15 protein-coding genes are annotated in these 17,799 nt (G+C 71.8%); 11 read left to right on the top strand and 4 right to left on the bottom strand.

The features are described from left to right. Nucleotides 1–52: 52 nt before the first annotated feature. Together NOSIN_RS17235 and hpf are read left to right on the top strand one after the other, a co-directional pair. Nucleotides 53–805 carry a ComF family protein gene (locus NOSIN_RS17235; protein WP_077691738.1) on the top strand — a complete coding sequence of 251 codons (753 nt, stop codon included), beginning with the start codon at nt 53–55 and terminating at the stop codon, nt 803–805. 697 nt (nt 806–1,502) lie between these two features. Further along, the gene (gene hpf / locus NOSIN_RS17230) at nt 1,503–2,177 is read left to right on the top strand and encodes a ribosome hibernation-promoting factor, HPF/YfiA family (RefSeq protein WP_077691737.1); all 675 of its coding nucleotides are present in this window, start codon (nt 1,503–1,505) and stop codon (nt 2,175–2,177) included. 258 nt (nt 2,178–2,435) lie between these two features. Here the strand turns inward: hpf and NOSIN_RS17225 are convergent, their stop codons facing one another. Further along, on the bottom strand, nt 2,436–2,960 hold the full coding sequence (locus NOSIN_RS17225; RefSeq protein WP_077691736.1) for a hypothetical protein: 525 nt from the start codon (nt 2,958–2,960) through the stop codon (nt 2,436–2,438). Between the two features lie 472 nt (nt 2,961–3,432). On the opposite strand from NOSIN_RS17225, the gene secA reads away from it, so the two are divergent. Beyond that, nucleotides 3,433–6,276, top strand: coding sequence for a preprotein translocase subunit SecA (gene secA, locus NOSIN_RS17220; RefSeq protein ID WP_077691735.1), 2,844 nt, complete (start codon nt 3,433–3,435; stop codon nt 6,274–6,276). A 253-nt stretch (nt 6,277–6,529) separates the two neighbouring features. Here the strand turns inward: secA and NOSIN_RS17215 are convergent, their stop codons facing one another. Next, complete coding sequence (locus NOSIN_RS17215) at nt 6,530–8,014, bottom strand: PTS transporter subunit EIIC (protein ID WP_077691734.1); 1,485 nt, start codon at nt 8,012–8,014, stop codon at nt 6,530–6,532. Between the two features lie 45 nt (nt 8,015–8,059). Continuing rightward, nucleotides 8,060–8,797 (bottom strand): GntR family transcriptional regulator, encoded by a 738-nt coding sequence (locus NOSIN_RS17210; protein WP_077691733.1) that lies wholly within the window; start codon nt 8,795–8,797, stop codon nt 8,060–8,062. Between the two features lie 355 nt (nt 8,798–9,152). Here NOSIN_RS17210 and NOSIN_RS17205 point away from each other — a divergent pair, with 355 nt between their 5' ends. The 6 genes from NOSIN_RS17205 to NOSIN_RS17180 all read left to right on the top strand — a co-directional run bounded on the left by NOSIN_RS17205 (nt 9,153) and on the right by NOSIN_RS17180 (nt 14,415). Beyond that, nucleotides 9,153–10,196 (top strand): SIS domain-containing protein, encoded by a 1,044-nt coding sequence (locus NOSIN_RS17205; RefSeq protein WP_077691732.1) that lies wholly within the window; start codon nt 9,153–9,155, stop codon nt 10,194–10,196. Nucleotides 10,197–10,316: 120 nt separating this feature from the next. Further along, nucleotides 10,317–10,553, top strand: a complete 237-nt coding sequence (locus tag NOSIN_RS17200; protein ID WP_077691731.1) for a glucose PTS transporter subunit EIIB — start codon at nt 10,317–10,319, stop codon at nt 10,551–10,553. 95 nt (nt 10,554–10,648) lie between these two features. After that, nucleotides 10,649–11,137, top strand: coding sequence for a PTS sugar transporter subunit IIA (locus NOSIN_RS17195; protein ID WP_077691730.1), 489 nt, complete (start codon nt 10,649–10,651; stop codon nt 11,135–11,137). A gap of 197 nt (nt 11,138–11,334) precedes the next feature. Beyond that, nucleotides 11,335–13,020, top strand: coding sequence for a glycoside hydrolase family 3 protein (locus NOSIN_RS17190; protein ID WP_077691729.1), 1,686 nt, complete (start codon nt 11,335–11,337; stop codon nt 13,018–13,020). Nucleotides 13,021–13,178: 158 nt separating this feature from the next. Then, nucleotides 13,179–13,853 carry an HAD family hydrolase gene (locus NOSIN_RS17185; protein ID WP_077691728.1) on the top strand — a complete coding sequence of 225 codons (675 nt, stop codon included), beginning with the start codon at nt 13,179–13,181 and terminating at the stop codon, nt 13,851–13,853. A gap of 103 nt (nt 13,854–13,956) precedes the next feature. Continuing rightward, complete coding sequence (locus NOSIN_RS17180; RefSeq protein ID WP_077691727.1) at nt 13,957–14,415, top strand: DUF6912 family protein; 459 nt, start codon at nt 13,957–13,959, stop codon at nt 14,413–14,415. Nucleotides 14,416–14,488: 73 nt separating this feature from the next. Here NOSIN_RS17180 and NOSIN_RS17175 read toward each other — a convergent pair whose 3' ends face one another. Beyond that, nucleotides 14,489–15,859 (bottom strand): MFS transporter, encoded by a 1,371-nt coding sequence (locus tag NOSIN_RS17175; protein ID WP_077693627.1) that lies wholly within the window; start codon nt 15,857–15,859, stop codon nt 14,489–14,491. Between the two features lie 65 nt (nt 15,860–15,924). On the opposite strand from NOSIN_RS17175, the gene NOSIN_RS17170 reads away from it, so the two are divergent. Further along, nucleotides 15,925–16,707 carry a helix-turn-helix domain-containing protein gene (locus tag NOSIN_RS17170; protein ID WP_077691726.1) on the top strand — a complete coding sequence of 261 codons (783 nt, stop codon included), beginning with the start codon at nt 15,925–15,927 and terminating at the stop codon, nt 16,705–16,707. A gap of 74 nt (nt 16,708–16,781) precedes the next feature. Continuing rightward, the gene (locus NOSIN_RS17165; protein WP_077691725.1) at nt 16,782–17,528 is read left to right on the top strand and encodes an HAD family hydrolase; all 747 of its coding nucleotides are present in this window, start codon (nt 16,782–16,784) and stop codon (nt 17,526–17,528) included. Nucleotides 17,529–17,799: the final 271 nt, after the last annotated feature.

Raw genomic sequence — 17,799 nt, 5'->3', positions numbered from 1 at the left:
CAGGTCGCCGGAGGGGCTGGCGAAGGCCGGCCCGGGAAGCGATCCTGGACCGGTGAACGACGCGATCCGCCGTACCGGCGTACCGCGGCGGACGCTCGCCGCGCTGCTCGACCTGCTCCTCCCACACCCCTGCGCCGGATGCTCGGGCCCCTCGGGGCCGCTGTGCGGGGACTGCCTCGCCGTGCTGGAACGCCGGCCCCACCGGTGCTCGCCCCGGCCGGGCTGCCCTCCCGCCTGGTCGGCCGGCCCCTACGCCGGACACCACCGCCGCGTGCTGCTCGCCTACAAGGAGGGCGGCGCGGACGCCCTGGCCACGCCGCTGGGCGAGCGCCTGGCCGCCGCCTACACCGCGTCGGGACTGGCCGCTCCGGACACCCTGCTCGTCCCCGTCCCCGGCCGCGGCACGCCGCGCGACCCCCGTGCCCCGGTCACCCGGCTGGCGTTCGCCTGCCTGGCGGGCGCGGGCGGTGCGGACGCCGGAAGGGTGGCGCCGCTGCTGCGCCACCGGGGCAGGTCCCGGCGCCAGGCCGGCCTGGGCCGGTCCGAGCGCCTGGCCAACCGGACGGGCACCTTCGTCGCCGACCGGCCGGGGGCCGGCGCGGCCGCGTCCGGTACCGCGCGCGGGGGAGCGGCGGTCGTGGTGGACGACGTCCTCACCACGGGCGCGACGGTGGCCGAGGCGACCCGTGCCCTGCGGGCCCGCGGGATCAGGGTGGCGGGAGCGGTCGTCCTCGCCGAGCGACTTCCCGAGGGTGCGCCCGGTGGAACGGCGGGCCGGGCAAGAAGGTTTTACGAACCCACCTGAGCAGGCGAAAAGTCCACGTACACAAGGATTTGCGATGGTTACCGGTGAGTTGAGCGGGTGATCACCACCTGACATCCTCGTCAGGACAGGTTACGGTCACGGTATGGCACCCGTCCGGGTCCGTGGTTGCGTCGGAGCGTCTGAGCCCCCGGGAACACCGGGGCGCTACTCCGGCAAGCCGATGCCAGGCGCAGGCGAAACGGCCCACGTAAGGCGACTTTTCGTCGACCGATCACGGTGCGCCTTAGAGGTAAGCCCTGCCCCGCGGAGGGTCCAGATGTCCCTCATGACAGGGAGAAGAGCAGTAGTCGCGTACAAGAGCGGCGACACTCTCAGCAGGCGGATGTGGGGACGAAGACCAGGTCGGCCGGACGGGTGGCATCCCATCGCCCGGGAGTCCGCCAACGGCGGGCTCCCGGGGGCACTCTCCTCAGTCCCCCGGGACCACGCTGCCCGTATTGCGGCAGAAGTCCTTTTTCCCAGTTCGGAGGCCGTCGCCAATCGTGTCCACGGGGCACGTGATGACGGCGCCCATGGTGGGTATACGCACTTCCAACCAAGCCGTGCCCCCAACAGGACGGGGACACCAGCGGAAGGGGGCTAGTGCGGGACACCCCTTCCGCCCCCCAGGCGGCGGAAGGGATGCAGAGCAGCCTGGCCGCCGCCACGGTGGCGGCCACGCGATGAAGGGGGTCCTATGGACATCATCGTCAAGGGTCGACGCACCGATGTGAGTGAGAAGTTCCGGCAGCACGTCGACAACAAGCTCGAAAGGCTCTCCAAGTGGGAGAAGAAGGGCATGATCGTCGACGTTGAGGTGTCCGAAGAGCGCAACCCCAAGCTCGCCGACGTCCGCGAGCGGGTTGAGCTGACCATCCGGACCAACGGTCCGATCATTCGCAGCGAGGCCGCGGCCTCGGACCGGTACGGTGCCCTCGACCTGGCGATCGACAAGATCGAGGCCCGTCTCCGCAAGGCCGCGGACCGGCGCAAGGTCCACCGCGGCAACCACAGCCCCGTCTCCGTCGCGGCAGCCACCGCGGACCTCCCCGGAGACATGCCCTCAGCAGCCGCCACCGCCACCGCCACCCAGGCGCCCCCCGCCCAGCGCACCGAGGAGGAGCCCGACGGCACCGAGGCGGGCGGGAGGTTCTCCGACGAGTTCGTCGAACTGGAGACCCAGGGGGACGTTCCCCTCGTCGTCAGGGAGAAGTTCCACCGGGCCAAGCCCATGAGCATCGACCAGGCGCTGATGGAGATGGAACTCGTCGGCCACGACTTCTACCTCTTCCACGACGAGGTCAAGGACACCCCGAGCGTCGTCTACCGGCGCAAGGGCTTCAACTACGGCGTGCTCAGGCTGGTCGACTAGGTGATGTCCTGACGTCCCCGGGGCCCCGCCTCGCTCCGTGGGCTCCGTTCCCGTAACGGACCGGGGACCGTGCCCGACCGGAGGGCCCGTGTCCGCACGGCCACCCGCCTCCGCCCTCGGCGCGGTCCCCCGGCCCCGCCCGCCACCCGCGGGGAGCCGGGAGCCCCTCTTCCGACCCACGACAGTCCCCCGCAGACGACACCGCCGCGGCGGATCCTCACGGACCCGCCGCGGCGGTGTGCTGTGGCCCGGTTCCCGCTACTCGGAGTGCGGACCGGGGCTCTCGCGCTTGAGCCGGTGCAGCGGGGTGTCGTGCGGCTCCTCCGACTCCTTGCGGGGCGTGTCGAGGACGACGTCGCTCATCATGTCGAAGAACAGGGCCACGACGCCCGCCGCGAGCAGGAGGACTCCGGCGACCACCAGAAGGACCACGGACATCCCCATGGCGACGGCCAGGCCGCCCACGGTGAACCCGGCGCAGGCCAGCACCACCGCCACCCAGGAGCTGAGGCGCCCCCGGTGCGCGTTGCTCGGGGCCATGCTGCCGCCCTGGCGCTGGAAACCCTGGATGCGGCCGAAACGGCTGCTGCCGTCGGGATGCTCCGTCTCCCAGGCCAGTGCCGGGTCGTCCTCGACCGCGTCCTTCCGGAGGACGGGTGTCTCGCCGACCACTTCCTTGGCGACGTCGTCGGGAGAACGAGGGGAGGGTGTGAGCAGCTCCTTGGAGTCGGGGGCCTTCCGGTCCTCGGACCCGCCGCCCCTCCTGTTGCGCTTCGTTCGCATGGTGATCCCCCCGGGAACACGTTCGCGTTCGACGGGCCGCGGCCGTCCGGCCGCGGCCGACCTCCTGTGGGATGACTACCCACGAAAGCCGGGAGGCATCAGGGGCGGTGTGGAAACGGCGGGAAACTTCCGGGCGCCAGCCTTCGGAACGGTCGCCCCACCGGTACCCGGTGCCGCGACACACGGGCTCCCCCGTGAGTTCCACGGCCGGAAGGATTCGCTCACCGTCCGGATACGCAGGTGCGTGACGTGCGGGAACATAACGGCCGGTCCGCTTCGTTGCCCCAGGGGAAACGTGCGGTAGGGCCCCTCTCCCGAGAGGGTGGGGTGTATGGTTCGCGTCCTCTAGGATGTAGGCCCGAGGGCCCAGGAACCCCCCGCCGTCCTCCGCGGCCACGGGAAAGCGGTCAGCGGGCCCAGAGGGTCTCCACACGTGTGGAGCCAACCGCGATCTGCGAGGAGCGCATAGGAAGTGCCAGGGATACTCAACAAGCTCCTGCGCGCGGGTGAGGGAAAGATCCTGCGCCGGCTCAACAAGCTGAAGGACCAGGTCAACTCGCTTGAGGACGACTACGTCGACCTCACCGACGAGGAGTTGCGGGACCTCACCCAGGAGTACAAGGAACGCTACGAGGACGGCGAGTCTCTGGACGACCTGCTCCCAGAGGCCTTCGCGACCGTCCGCGAGGCGGCCAAGCGGACCCTGGGCCAGCGCCACTTCGACGTCCAGATCATGGGTGGCGCCGCGCTGCACCTCGGCAACATCGCCGAGATGAAGACCGGTGAGGGCAAGACCCTGACCGGTACCCTCGCGGTCTACCTCAACGCCCTCGCGGGCAAGGGCGTCCACGTCATCACGACCAACGACTACCTGGCCCGGCGTGACGCCCAGAACATGGGCCGCGTCTACCAGTTCCTCGGTCTCGACGTCGGCGTCGTCAGCCCCCAGATCACCGCGGCCGAGCGCCGCAAGGCCTACCAGGCCGACATCACCTACGGTACGAACAACGAGTTCGGCTTCGACTACCTGCGCGACAACATGGCGCTCTCGCTCAAGGACACCGTCCAGCGCGAGCACTTCTTCGCCCTGGTCGACGAGGTCGACTCCATCCTCATCGACGAGGCCCGTACCCCGCTGATCATCAGCGGCCCCTCCGAGCAGAACTCCCGTTGGTACTCCGAGTTCGCCAAGATCGCCCCGCGCCTGAAGCGCGAGACCGACTACGAGGTGGACGAGAAGAAGCGCACCGTCGGCATCACCGAGGCCGGTGTGGCCAAGGTCGAGGACTGGCTGGGCATCGACAACCTCTACGAGGCCGTCAACACCCCGCTCATCAGCTTCCTCAACAACTCGCTCAAGGCCAAGGAGCTCTACAAGCGCGACAAGGAGTACATCGTCAAGGACGGTGAGGTCCTCATCGTCGACGAGTTCACCGGCCGCGTCCTGGCGGGGCGGCGCTACAACGAGGGCATGCACCAGGCCATCGAGGCCAAGGAACGCGTCAAGATCAAGGACGAGAACCAGACGCTCGCCAAGGTCACCCTCCAGAACTACTTCCGCCTCTACGAGAAGCTCGCCGGTATGACCGGTACCGCCCAGACCGAGGCGGCGGAGTTCTCCCAGACCTACGAAGTCGGCGTGGTGCCCATCCCCACCAACAAGCCGATGATCCGCGAGGACGTCAAGGACGTCGTCTACAAGCACGAGGACGCCAAGTTCCAGGCGGTCGCCGAGGACATCGCCGAGCGGCACGAGGCCGGCCAGCCCGTCCTGGTCGGTACCACCAGCGTCGAGAAGTCCGAGCTGCTGTCCCGGATGCTCAAGCGCGAGGGCGTCCCGCACGAGGTCCTCAACGCCAAGAACCACGCCCGTGAGGCCGCGATCATCGCTCGCGCGGGCAAGCTCGGCGCGGTCACCGTCGCCACCAACATGGCCGGTCGCGGTACCGACATCATGCTGGGCGGCAACCCCGACTTCCTCGCCGACGAGGAGCTCCAGAGCCGCGGCCTGAGCCCGCTGGAGACCCCGGAGGAGTACGAGGCCGCCTGGCCCGAGGCGCTGGAGAAGGCCAAGGCCGACTACGAGGAGGAGCACGAGCAGGTCGTCGAGGCCGGCGGTCTGTACGTGCTCGGCACCGAGCGGCACGAGTCCCGGCGCATCGACAACCAGCTGCGCGGCCGCTCCGGCCGTCAGGGCGACCCGGGTATCTCCCGCTTCTACCTGTCCCTCCAGGACGATCTGCTGCGCCTGTTCAACAGCACCCGTCTCGAAGCGTTCATGACGCAGCTGAACATCCCGGACGACCAGCCCATCGAGTCCGGGATGGTCAGCAAGGCGATCGCCTCGGCGCAGGGACAGGTCGAGACGCAGAACTTCGAGATCCGCAAGAACGTCCTCAAGTACGACGAGGTCCTCAACCGGCAGCGCAAGGTCATCTACGCCGAGCGCCGCAAGGTCCTGGAGGGCCAGAACCTGCGCGACCAGGTCGTCAGCATGCTGGAGGAGATCCTGCGCGGCTACGTCGTGGAGGAGACCGCCGCCGGCGACCCCAGCGACTGGGACCTCGACAGGCTCTGGAGGGCGTTCAAGCAGGTCTACCCGATCAGCTTCACCGTCGACGAGTTCATCGAGGAGAACGGCGACCTCCACACGCTGACCACCCAGGTGATCGCCGACCGCGTGGTCGAGGACGCGAACGCCGCCTACGAGGCCCGTGAGGAGGAGCTGGGCGAGGAGGCCATGCGCGAGGTCGAGCGCCGGGTCATCCTTCAGGTCATGGACCGCAAGTGGCGTGAGCACCTCTACGAGATGGACTACCTCCAGGAGGGCATCGGGCTGCGCGCCATGGCGCAGCGCAACCCGCTGATCGAGTTCCAGCGCGAGGGCTTCGACATGTTCCAGCAGATGCTGGAGGCCATCAAGGAGGAGTCGGTCGGCTACCTCTTCAACGTCGAGGTCAAGGTCCGCAAGAAGGACGAGTCCGCGCTCACCACCGCGGCCGCGGCGCAGACCGCGACCACCGTCGGCGGTTCCGCCGGCGCGACGGCCGTCGCCACGGCGGTGGAGGAGGACGAGGAGGCCGAGGAGGCCGCCCCGCCCGCGGAGGAGGCCGAGCCCGACGAGGACGTGGTCGTCCCCGGCTTCGGCGAGGGCCGGCCCGACAGGCTCCAGTACTCCGCGCCGAGCGAGGACGGCACCGTCGAGAAGCACAGCGAGGCGGTCGACGAGTACGCCGGTACGGCGCGCAACGCGCCCTGCCCGTGCGGCTCCGGCAAGAAGTACAAGAAGTGCCACGGTGACCCGTCCGCCAAGTAGGCGCCGGCAGCCGTAACGCGCGTGGGCGCGGCCCCGTCGGGGGCCGCGCCCACGCGCGTCCTCGCAGGCCCGCCGAGCGCCGCGTGGCGCCCGCCGCGATGCCCGGACCGGTCGCCGCACGCCTCCTGGCCGGTGGTCCGCGCGTGCGGGCCGGGGCCGTCAGGCGAGGGGGCGCGGGCCCCCTCGCCGTTCCAGCGTCCAAGGGCGGCCCCGCCCCACCATGCCGGGTGTCGGCCCGTGGACGGCCCCGGGGTCAGCCCGAGGACCCCGACCGGTCGTCCGACGGCCTTCCGGAGTCCGGGGGATCCTCGCCGGTGTTGGTCTCGGTGTGCGCCCGCACGGTCTCACCCTCGACGGGATCGTCCGGATCCTGCTCACGGCCCGGCGTGGGCAGGTTGAAGCGGGTGATGAGCACGTAGAAGATCCCGAAGTAGAGCGCGAAGTAGATCACCCCGAGCAACAGGATCAGTCCCAGCCCGGTCGTGTTCTCCTTCGTCGCGTTCAACAGCATGTCGATGAGGCCCGCCGAGAACCCGAAGCCCAGATGGGCGTCCAGCGCGTTCAGGATCGCCATCGAGACACCGGTCAGCACCACGTGCACCACGAACAGCGCCGGGGCCACGAAGATGAACGCGAACTCCACCGGTTCGGTGATGCCCGTCACGAACGCGGTCAGCGCCGCCGGGATCATGATCGACCCGATCTGTGTCCGCCGTTCCTTGTGGGCCGCCAGCCACATCGCCAGGGCCGCGCCGGGCAGGCCGAACATCAGCACCGGGAAGAACCCGGACAGCAGGCCGCCCGCGTCCGGGTCGCCGGCGAAGTAGCGGGTGATCTCGCCGTGCGTCACTGTGCCGTCGGGGGCTGTGTAGGTGCCCGACACGAACCAGATGAACGAGTTCACCACGTGGTGCAGGCCCATCGGCAGCAGGAGGCGGTTGATCACGCCGTAGGCGCCGGCCCCCAGCGCGCCGGCGCCGATGATGCCCTCGCCCAGGTTCTGGATCCATCCGCCGACGACCGGCCAGACCAGGCCCAGCGCCACACCCATCAGCAGGCCGGCCAGCGCCGTCACGATCGGCACGAACCGGCGGCCGCCGAAGAAGCCCAGCCAGGTCGGCAGCTTGATCCGGTGGTAGCGCTGCCACAGCAGGGCCGCGACCAGGCCCACCGCGATACCGCCGAGCACGTCGGTCGGATTCTTCACCGCGTGGTTGATGACCGGCATGACCGCGTTCACGGCCTCCGGATCGGTCACCGGTTCCCGTGTCACCGGGTCGACCGGCAGGGGATAGGTGGTCAGCCGCGACCCCAGGTCGCCGGTGGGCCCGTCGAAGGTCACCATCGTCCACGTGGCGACCCGGTCGAACACCAGGTAGCCGACGACCGCCGCCAGCGCGGTCGATCCGTCGGCGCGCTTGGCGAAACCGATCGCCACACCGATCGCGAACAGCAGGGGAAGGGCCTCGAACACCGCGCTGCCCGCGGTGCCGACGGCACCCGCGACCGGTTCCATCCACCCCATCCCGGAGAACCCGGCCAGGCCGTCGACGCCGAGCAGGTCGGGCTGGCCGAGGCGGAGGAGGATCGCCGCGGCGGGCAGCACCGCGATCGGCATCATCAGGCTGCGGCCGAGCCGCTGGAGGACGGCGAGGGTGGATGAGGGGCGCTTCGCCCTCTTGGCGGTGCCGCCCGGTGGCTCCGGTGCGGCTGTTGCGGGGGTCTGGTCCGAACTCATGGTGGGGGGTCCTCCCTCGGACACGCGCCTCGTGGGCGCGGGGTGTCAGTCGCCGTGTCGCCGCGGGTCCAGCCGGGAATGCAGCTGGTAGCGGTCGGCGCGGTAGGTGGACAGTGCCAGTTCCACGCACTGTCCCTTGGTGAAGCTCCGGCGCTGCATCACCAGCACCGGGCTTCCAGCGGGCAGACCGAGGAGCCGGGAGTCCGCCGAGTCGCAGATCCCCGCCTCGATGGTCTGTTCCCCGGAATCCAACAGGATGTCGAACTCGTTTTCCAGGACTTCGTAGAGGGATCGTTCGGCGAGATCGAAGTCCTCCAGACCCGGGACCATGGCGGCGGGGATGTTGGAGCGCTCCACGGCCATGGGCTCGTCGTCGGCGGTACGCATGCGCTCGATGTGGTGCACCAGGGTGCCCGGTGCGATGTCGAGCATGCGGGCGGTGTGCCCGCTCGCCGGGATGACCTGGCGGATCAGCTCGCGCGCACCGGGCTCGAAGCCGCGGGAGCGCATGTCCTCGCTGAAGGAGGCCAGTACCAGGGACATCTCGATCTTGGGCCGGGCGATGAAGGTCCCCTTGCCGGGGACCCGGTACAGCCGCCCCTCGGCCACCATCAGGTCGATGGTCTGGCGGACGGTCATCCGCGAGAGCCCGTAGGTGGCGCTGAGCTCGCGCTCGGAGGGGATCATGTCGTCCACGCCCAGCCCGGCCTCGGTGATCCAGTCCAGGAGGAGGTCGCGTAGTTGGCTGTACTTGGGCAGCGGGTTGCCGGGGTCGATCGACATGGGGCGGACGGCCTTCTCGGTCGGCGGGTGGAGTTGGCGTCAGACCTTAGCGCGGGACGGTTCGTCCGCGCTCCCGATACCCGGGCCCGGGACCTCCCAGGTTTCCGGGGTCTTCTGGGGCAAGCCGGACATGACTGGTATAGTCCGGACTAGACCACAGCCGCGTTCGCGTGTCAATCCACCTGGCGGCAGGCGGTTCGCGCCGTCACCAGGACGGGTCGGGAGGGTGCGTCCTTCCCGGTCCGGAGGTGGTCCGCTCCGGTCCAGGGCGTCCGGCGCGGCCCCGGCGAGCGGCACGCGGCCCCGGGCGGCCTGGCGCCCACCGCCCGCCAACGCCTCACACAGGAAGGCCTTCATGACCACCACGACGAGTGTGATGCGCTCCGAGATCGCCGAGCAGCCGGAGGCGCTGCGCCGCACCTTCGCCGAACTGCTGCCGCTGCGTCCGGAGATCGAGGCCCTGGGCCGCTCCACCAGGCAGGTGCTGTTCATCGCGCGCGGCTCCTCCGACAACGCGGCGGTCTACGGCAGCTACCTCCTCCAGGCGCACGCCGGCCGCCTGGCCACCCTGGGCTCGCCGTCCATCGCCACCACCTACGGCGCCAGGATCGACCTGTCCGGCGTCCTGGCCGTGGCCATCTCCCAGTCGGGCAGGACCGAGGAGATCGTCGACACCATGCGCTGGGCCGCCGACTGCGGCGCCCGCACCGTCGCCGTCACCAACGGGGCCGGCTCCCCGCTGGCCGTGGAGGCCGACGTCGCCCTGGTCACCCGCGCCGGGAACGAGGTCGCGGTGCCCGCCACCAAGACCTACAGCACCCAGTTGGCCGCCCTCGCGGTCCTGGCCCTGGGCCTCGGAGCCGACCTGGACCCCGGAGACCTGGGACGGGTCTGTGAAGGCATCGAGGAGACCCTCGCGGCCCCCACCGGCGCCCTGGAGGAGATCGTCGAGCGGATGGTCGCCGTGCAGGGAGCGGTCATCTCCGGGCGCGGCATGGCCTTCTCCACCGCGTTGGAGGCCGCGCTGAAGCTCAAGGAGGCCTGCTACCTCCACGCCATGGGCCTGTCCTACGCGGACCTGCTGCACGGCCCGATCGCCGTCGTGGACCCGCGCACCCCCGCCCTGCTCGTGGCCGCCCCCACCGGCCCGACCCTGCGGGGCACGGTCGCCCTCGCCGAGCGCGCCCGCTCCGCCGGGGCCCCGGTGTTCGGCTTCGGGGGAGGCGAGTCCCTGGCGGCCGTCAGCGACCTGTCCGTCCCCGTCCCGGACGTGCCCGAGTGGGTGTCCCCGATGAACCTGATCGTCCCCGCCCAGCTGCTCACCGAGCGCCTGGCCCGCCGCCTGGGCTACGACCCCGACGTCCCGCGCGGCCTGAACAAGGTCACCCAGACCTCCTGAGGGCGCCCTCCCCAACACCCCGTCCGACCGCGGGCTCTGGTGCGTGGGGCGCGTCACCCATAAGCTCGCCCTCAGGCTTCGGGGGGACACCCCCGTTCCATGGCAGAACACGGAGGACACATGGCTGACAAGGCAACGGCGATCGTCGCCGGTCTGGGCGGTGCGGACAACATCGAGGACATCGAGGCCTGCATCACCCGCCTGCGCACCGAGGTGGCCGACCCCGCCCTGGTGGACGAGGACGCCCTCAGGGCGTCGGGTGCGCACGGGGTCCTGGTCTCGGGCAACGTCGTCCAGGTGGTGGTCGGCCCCGAGGCCGACGCGCTCACCGACGACATCCGGGACCTGCTCGAATAGGCGGTGCCCTCCATGGGGGTTCCCGCCGCCCGACCGTCGCGTGAACGGCACCCCCGCGTGTGGATCAAACCGCCCTGGAAGGGAAGGCATCCCCCATGTCAGACATGACCGGTGCGCTGCGCGTACTCTCCCCGGTACCCGGAACGGCGCTGTCCCTCGAAACGGTGCCCGACCCCGTGTTCTCCCAGTCCATGGTCGGACCCGGGGTCGCCGTCCACCCGGAACCCGGCCAGGAGGGCGGACAGGAGGGGTCCCAGGAGGCCGTGTCCCCCATCGGGGGGACCCTGGTGAAACTGCACCCCCACGCGTTCGTCGTGATGGCCCCCGACCACCGCCGGGGCGTGCTCGTCCACCTGGGCATCGACACCGTCCAGTTGGCGGGGGAGGGGTTCACCCTCCTCGCCGCCGAGGGCGACGACGTCGAGGCGGGCACCCCGGTGGTCCGCTGGTCCCCGGGCATGGTCGCGGCCCAGGGGCGTCCGTCGGTCGTCCCGGTGGTCGCGCTGGACGCCTCGCCCGACGCGCTCGGCGACGTCGCCGGCGGCGCGGTCCAGCACGGGGACCCCCTCTTCACCTGGGACTGAACGGCCGGTGCGCGGGCGGGCCGGTGCGCGGGCGGGCCGGCGCCCGCGCACCGGACCGGCCTCCCGGCCCCTCCCGCGGCGACAGGCGTCCTGGCCGCGGCGACGGGCGCCCGTGTCGTGGCGATCGGCGCTCCGTCCTTCGAAAACGGGTATTCTCCAGCGGCGAACCCACGATCCGCCGGAAGACGAGACCCGCCATGAGACTGTCCGTTCCGCACGCCCTGGCTCCGGCCTGCGTGGGGCTCGCCCTGATCGCCACCGCATGCACCAACGAGGAGGTGGGTTCCTCGCCGGAGGACCACGAACCCCAGCCGTCGGCCGGCGCGGAGCCCTTCGAGCCCGTGCTCGCGCCCCGGCTGCTCTCCGAGATGGACCTGGACGACAAGATCGGCCAGCTCCTCGTCCTGACCGCCCAGGGCACCTCGGCCGCCGACAACGCCGCGCAGATCGAGGCCCACCGGCCCGGCGGCCTCATCTACTTCGACGCCAACCTCGAAGGCGCCGAGCAGATCGCCGCCATGTCGGCGGGCGTGCAGGACCTCGCCGCCGAGCAGGGGCGGGGCGTACCCCTGTTCCTGGGCATCGACCAGGAACAGGGCCTCGTGGCCCGGCTCCCCGTGGGCACCGGCTTCCCCGACGCCATGGCCGTCGGCGCCACCCGCGACACCGAACTGGCCGAGCTGCGTGCCGCCACCACGGCCGAGGAGCTCACCGCGCTCGGCGTCAACCTCAACTACGCGCCGGTCGCCGACGTCAACACCGATCCGAACAACCCGGTCATCGGCGTCCGCTCCTTCGGGTCCGATCCCGACCTGGTCGCGCGGATGGCCGTCGCCGAGGCGGGCGCCTACTCCGCGAACGGCGTGGTGCCGGTGGCCAAGCACTTCCCCGGCCACGGCGACACCGACGTGGACAGCCACAGCGGCCTGCCCGTCATCGACATGCCGCGCGACCGCTGGGAGGCCGAGCACCTGCCGCCGTTCAAGGCGGCCATCGACGCGGGCGTGGACGCCATCATGACCGCGCACGTGCTCATGCCGCAGCTGGTCGGCGGCGAGGACCCCGAGCCCGCCACCCTCTCCCCGGAGATCATCGACGGCATCCTCCGCGAGGAGCTGGGCTACGACGGCGTGGTCACCACCGACGCCCTCAACATGGAGGGCGTGCGCCAGCGCCACTCCGACGGCGAGGTCGCCGTGCGCGCCCTGGAGGCGGGCGTGGACCAGCTCCTCATGCCGCCGGACCCGGCCGCGGCCGTGTCCGCGATCCGCGGGGCCGTCGAGGAGGGCCGCCTGACCGAGGAGCGTATCGACGAGTCCGTGCTGCGCGTCCTGGCGCTCAAGGAGAAGCGCGGGGTGCTGGAGGCCGAACCGGTGGACGTGGAGGGCGCCGCGGCCGTCCTGGAGGACCCCGCGCACGCCGAGGCCGCCCAGCGCGTGGCGGACGCCTCGGCGACCCTGGTGCGCAACGAGGGCGGCCTGCTGCCGCTCGCCGAGGGCGACGGCGTCCGGGTCCGGGGCGTGGGCGCGGAGGAGATCGCCGCCGCGCTCACCGAGGCGGGGATGAATGTGGTGGACGGGGCGGCCGGCGAGGCCGACGCCGTCGTCGTGGGCACCGAGGGGGGCAGCGGGGCCTCGGAGCAGAGCGCTCTGGTCGCCTCCGCGCGCGCCGAGGGGCTCCTGGTCGTCGTGGTGTCCCAGGGCACGCCCTACGACCTGGCGGCCTTCCCCGAGGCGGAGGCGTTCCTGGCCCTCTACTCGTCCGTGGACGTGTCCAGGGCGGCGGCCGCCCGGGTCGTCGCGGGCCTGGTGAAGCCCTCCGGGAAGCTGCCGGTGGACGTCCCCGCGGCCGACGTGGAGGCCGGAACCGGCCTGACGACCTGATCCCGGCCGCGGGGCGCGCGGCCCCGGAGGGGTCCGCGGTGGTTGAGACGGGCGGGGAACGGGAAGAACCGTTGCCCGCCCGGCCCCTCGGGCGACCGAGGAGCGGGCGGTGGTCCGAACGGACACGCACGACCACCGACGACCAAGGAGGGGATCGGATGGACGGCAACCGACGCGGGGTCATCTGCGACTGGGGCGGTGTGCTCACACCACCGCTGCGCGACGGCATCCGGGCCTGGCTGCACGCCGACCGCATCGACGTCGAGCACTACCACGAGGTCATGCGTCCCTACTTCGACGACAGCTGCGGCGGGGAGAACCCCGTGCACGCGCTGGAGCGGGGCGAGATCGACACCCGCGAGTTCGAGCGCGAGCTGGCGGCCCTGCTGCGCTGCACGCACGGCGGTCCGGTGGTGGCCGAAGGGCTGATCGACCGCATGTTCTGCGAGTTCGACCCGGTGCACGCCATGTACGAGGCACTGCGCGAGGCCAGGGACGGCGGAGCCGGCACCGCCCTGCTGTCGAACTCCTGGGGCAACTGCTATCCCCGTGAGCACTTCGACGCCACCTTCGACACGGTGGTCATCTCCGGTGAGGTGGGGATGCGCAAACCCGAGGAGCGCATCTACCTGCACACCTGTGAACGACTCGGCCTGCGTCCCGAGGACTGCGTGTTCATCGACGACCTGGAGCACAACGTCCGCATCGCCGAGGAGCTCGGTATGACCGGCATCCTGCACACCGACGTGGGCACCACGCGGTTGGAGCTGGAGCGGTTCCTGGCGCCGGACGGCGACGGCGCGCCCCCGGTCCCCGACGAGCGGGCGGCCTGACCCCGCCACGGCGTGCCCCTCCCCGGCCACGGGCAGGGGCGCCGGGGCGGCCCGGATTTGGCACACTTGACGTGATCAGCCCACGTCCCGGAGAGTCGCTCACATGTACGTCTTCCTGCCCAGCACCATCCCCGCCCTGGTCCGCCTGTTGGAGGAGGGGCGGCTGGAGGACGTACCGCTGACCGCGTTCACGGCCGACCCCGGTCCCGGCGAGGACGCCGAGGAGGTCGAGTACGAGGCCATGTACGCCGCGGCCGGTGAGTCCCTGGCGCTGCTGGCCGCCGACCCCGGAGCGCCCCGCCGCCGGGTGGTGCTGGTCGCGGACATGCCCGACCGCGTGGTCGAGCACGAGGGCCGCGCGGGGGAGGGCGTGGCCCGTGTGAAGGTCACCGGAGCGGTTCCCTACAAGAAGCTGGCCTCGGCGCACGTGGACGACGCCGACGCCGCCCGCGACATCGCGGTGGCGGTTCAGGACCCCGCCTCGGACGCCGCGGAGGGCCACGAGCTGATGTGGTTCGCCGTCCAGGAGCTGCGCTATCTCGTCCGGGAGGACGGGGCGTAGCCGTACGCCGTCCCGGGGCGGAGGCGGGCAGCCGTTCCCCGCCTCCCACCCGCCCGGCCGCGGCCGGGCCCGCTCAGTGGCGCGGCGTGGGCCGGGACACCGCGCGGTGGGCGCACACCGCGGTGGCCAGCAGCAGCACGACGACCAGTCCCGCGCCGGCGGAGAACCCGGTCCAGGTGTCCCCGGCGGACAGGAAGACACCGCCCAGGGCCGCCACTCCGACGACGTTGGCCAGCATGGTGCCAGTGGTGTTCAGCGCGGACACCGCGGAGGCGTGCCGCGGGCCCGCGAGCGCGCAGACGCGCGCGATCAGCGGGCTGTACCCGGCGGCGTGGCCGCATCCGGCGACGAACAGCACGGCGGACGCGGCCGCGGGCCAGCCGTCGCGGGCGAGCGGGACCAGGGCCGCGAGGCCCGCGGCGAAGGCCAGCGGCCCCAGCACCGGCAACGCCCTCCCGAGGCGCTCGGGCAGCCGGGTCCAGCCCAGGCTGACCGCGCCGAACCCCAGGGCGAAGGGCACGAAGGCGACCCCGGCGGCCAGCGGTGACATCCCCAGCCCCGACTGCAGGTGCAGGGTGAGAGTGAACAGGAACGCCGAGTAGCAGCCCATGACGGCGAAGCAGGCCGCCAGCCCCGGCCTCACTCCGCGCGGCCGCAGCACGCCGAGGTCGAGCAGGGGCTGGGCGGTGCGCCGCTCGTGGCGGACGAACACGGCCAGGGCCGCCGCTCCGGTCCCGAGGCCCAGCCAGGCCCAGCCGTGCTCGCGCCCGAAGACCAGCGCGGCGAGGAGCGTGCCCGTCCCCACGGCGAGGACCACCGCCCCCGGGAGGTCGAGGCGCTGACCGCGGACGCGCTCCCCGGCGGGCAGCAGGCGCGGGCCCAGCGCGAGGAGGACCAGACCCACCGGCACGTTGACCAGGAAGGCCGGACGCCATCCCAAACCGAACAGGTCGGCCCCGACGATCAGCCCTCCCGCGACCTGGCCCAGTGCCACGCCCAGGGCCAGCACCATGGAGTACAGGCCGAGCGCCCGGTCGCGCGACCGGCCCCCGTGGCCCAGTTGGATGAGGGACATCACCTGGGGGACCATGAGCGCCCCGCCGCAGGCCTGGAGGATCCGCCCGGCGACCAGCGCGGGCGCGTTCGGCGCCAGTCCGCACAGCAGCGAGGCGAGGGTGAAGCCCGCCAGCCCCGCCAGGAACGCCCGGCGGTGGCCGACCAGGTCGCCGATCCGTGTGCAGGTGACGACCAGGACGCCGGTGGTCAGGACGTACCCGGCGACGACGAGCTGGACGGCGGCGTCGCCCGCGTCGAGGTCGGCACGGATCGTGGGAACGGCCACGTTGACGATGGAGCCGTCCATCGTGGCCATGGTCTGTCCGACGAGCAGGACCACGAGTCCGCCGGTGAGCACGGCGGTGGGACGCAGGGTGCTGGAGGTCATGGCGGCCAGCATGGCCGTGCCGGCCGGCCCCGGTCTTGAAGATCCTTGTGCGTAGTCTTTCGTGTATGCGTTCGGTACGAGCCGTGCACACGGGCGAGCACGTGTCGGTGCACGCCGTCTCCTGCGTCGGCGGGCACACGGGCTGGTCCGGGCCGGAGAGCTCGGACACGGTGGGGGTCGTCCTGGTGCGCCGGGGCCGGTTCCGGCTGCGCGGCCAAGGCGGTGAGGTCGCCGTGGACCGGACGGTGGGCTACGTGGAGCTGCCCGGCCGGGAGCGCGGATTCCTCCACCTGGAGGGCGGTGACGAGTGCACCTCGGTCACCGTGGCGGAGGGGCTGTGGCGGGAGGCCTCCGACGACCGTACGGTGCCCCCCGCGTTCGGGGTCGACGGGCGGCTGGACACGGCGCACCGCCTGCTGCTGCGTGCCGACGACGACCTCGCGGCCACGGAGCGCCTGCTGTGGCTGTTGCGCCGGGCCTTCCACGGGGCCCTGCTGCCGGTGACGGCGGGTCCAGGGCGCCGTGCGCTGGCCGAGTCCGCCCGGGAGGCGGTCCTGGCCGACCACCCCGACTCCCGCGACCTCGTACGCCTGGCCCGCCTGCTCGGAGTCGGCCCCGCCCACCTGAGCCGCACGTTCCGGCACCACACCGGCGTGACGGTCAGCGGGTTCCGCACCCGCGTCCGCGTGGCCCGCGCGCTGGACCGGATCGAGGACGGTGCGGGCGGTCTGGCCGAGATCGCCGCCGACCTGGGTTTCGCCGACCAGGCCCACCTGACCCGTGCGGTGCGGGCCGAGACGGGGCGCACACCGTCGGCCCTGCGCGCGGCCCTGGCCTCCGGCCGGTGAGGACCTGTCCGGAACCCCCTGTCCGTGGCCGGACCCGGACGGAGGTTTCTGCCTTTCTCGGGCCATACGGCAAGATGGAGTCGTCCCCGACCGGTTCATCTCGCGAGGAGTCAGCCATCAGCCGCCTGGTGCTATGGAACATCGACCTCACCCTCCTCGACGTGGGGCGGGTGATGAGGGCCGCCTACGCCGAGGCCTTCGAGAAGGTCACCGGCGAGCCGCTGGTCTACCTGACCTCGGTGGCGGGCCGCACCGACTCGGAGATGTTCTTCGAGTTCTGCGCCCGCAACTACGTCGACGTCGAGCCGGACACCAGCATCCTGGGCGAGTTCCTGGACGCCCTGGAGGAGTCCTTCGGCAGGCGTGCCGAGGAGCTGCCGGCCAAGGGCTGGGCGATGCCCGGCGCGGCCGCCTCCCTGGCGGCCGTGGCCTCCATGCCCGACACCGTCCAGACCGTGGTCAGCGGCAGCACCCGCGCCAACGCCACGGCCAAGCTGGCCGCGTTCGGCCTGGACTCCTACCTCGACCTGTCCATCGGCGGATACGGCTCGGTCAACTACCCCAAGTCCAGCCTGATCCAGTCCATCCGCCTGCACGCGGCGGGCGAGGGCGGGCGGGCCTACACCGAGAAGGAGACGGTGTTCGTCACCGACTCCGCACCGGACGTGCGCGCCGCCCTGATCGGTGGCGCGGTCCCGGTCGCGGTGCTCAGCGGTTCGATGACGGAGGGTCAGCTGCGCGAGGCCGGAGCGATCGCCGTCCTGCCCGACCTGACCGATCCGCGCGCCGTCATGACCGCGGTCCACCAGGTGACGGCCTGACAGCGACATGTTCGCCGTCCCCGTGGGGTAGGTCGTGGCCCATGTACGCAGTCACCGATCACCGCAATACAGACCTAACAGTGCGTAACCATCATGTAACGGTGTCGGTCCTGTTTCCGGGGTCGACAACCAGTAGCCTGGACAGCGGGCGGGCTCGGGACAACGTGGTCCGGAGCTCCGCGCCCCGACCACCCGTGCGCGCGGGTCGATCCCCAACCGTCATACCGGCGGGTCCCTCGCGGCCCGGGGTGGTCACACGGAATCACACGAC

The sequence above is a fragment of the Nocardiopsis sinuspersici genome, assembly GCF_001998325.1.
In the GTDB taxonomy this organism is placed as follows: domain Bacteria; phylum Actinomycetota; class Actinomycetes; order Streptosporangiales; family Streptosporangiaceae; genus Nocardiopsis; species Nocardiopsis sinuspersici.
The sequence above is the reverse complement of the archived record's forward strand: the minus strand, read 5'-3'. Positions and strand labels throughout refer to the sequence as shown.

Excerpts from the sequence above, each read along its gene's own strand:
- NOSIN_RS17175 (WP_077693627.1), bottom strand. The coding sequence starts at position 15,859 with ATGACCTCCAGCACCCTGCGTCCCACCGCCGTGCTCACCGGCGGACTC.
- hpf (WP_077691737.1), top strand. The coding sequence starts at position 1,503 with ATGGACATCATCGTCAAGGGTCGACGCACCGATGTGAGTGAGAAGTTC.
- NOSIN_RS17200 (WP_077691731.1), top strand. The coding sequence starts at position 10,317 with ATGGCTGACAAGGCAACGGCGATCGTCGCCGGTCTGGGCGGTGCGGAC.
- NOSIN_RS17225 (WP_077691736.1), bottom strand. The coding sequence starts at position 2,960 with ATGCGAACGAAGCGCAACAGGAGGGGCGGCGGGTCCGAGGACCGGAAG.
- NOSIN_RS17215 (WP_077691734.1), bottom strand. The coding sequence starts at position 8,014 with ATGAGTTCGGACCAGACCCCCGCAACAGCCGCACCGGAGCCACCGGGC.
- NOSIN_RS17165 (WP_077691725.1), top strand. The coding sequence starts at position 16,782 with ATGGAGTCGTCCCCGACCGGTTCATCTCGCGAGGAGTCAGCCATCAGC.
- NOSIN_RS17190 (WP_077691729.1), top strand. The coding sequence starts at position 11,335 with ATGAGACTGTCCGTTCCGCACGCCCTGGCTCCGGCCTGCGTGGGGCTC.
- NOSIN_RS17180 (WP_077691727.1), top strand. The coding sequence starts at position 13,957 with ATGTACGTCTTCCTGCCCAGCACCATCCCCGCCCTGGTCCGCCTGTTG.
- NOSIN_RS17210 (WP_077691733.1), bottom strand. The coding sequence starts at position 8,797 with ATGTCGATCGACCCCGGCAACCCGCTGCCCAAGTACAGCCAACTACGC.
- NOSIN_RS17185 (WP_077691728.1), top strand. The coding sequence starts at position 13,179 with ATGGACGGCAACCGACGCGGGGTCATCTGCGACTGGGGCGGTGTGCTC.
- NOSIN_RS17205 (WP_077691732.1), top strand. The coding sequence starts at position 9,153 with ATGACCACCACGACGAGTGTGATGCGCTCCGAGATCGCCGAGCAGCCG.
- NOSIN_RS17195 (WP_077691730.1), top strand. The coding sequence starts at position 10,649 with ATGTCAGACATGACCGGTGCGCTGCGCGTACTCTCCCCGGTACCCGGA.
- NOSIN_RS17170 (WP_077691726.1), top strand. The coding sequence starts at position 15,925 with ATGCGTTCGGTACGAGCCGTGCACACGGGCGAGCACGTGTCGGTGCAC.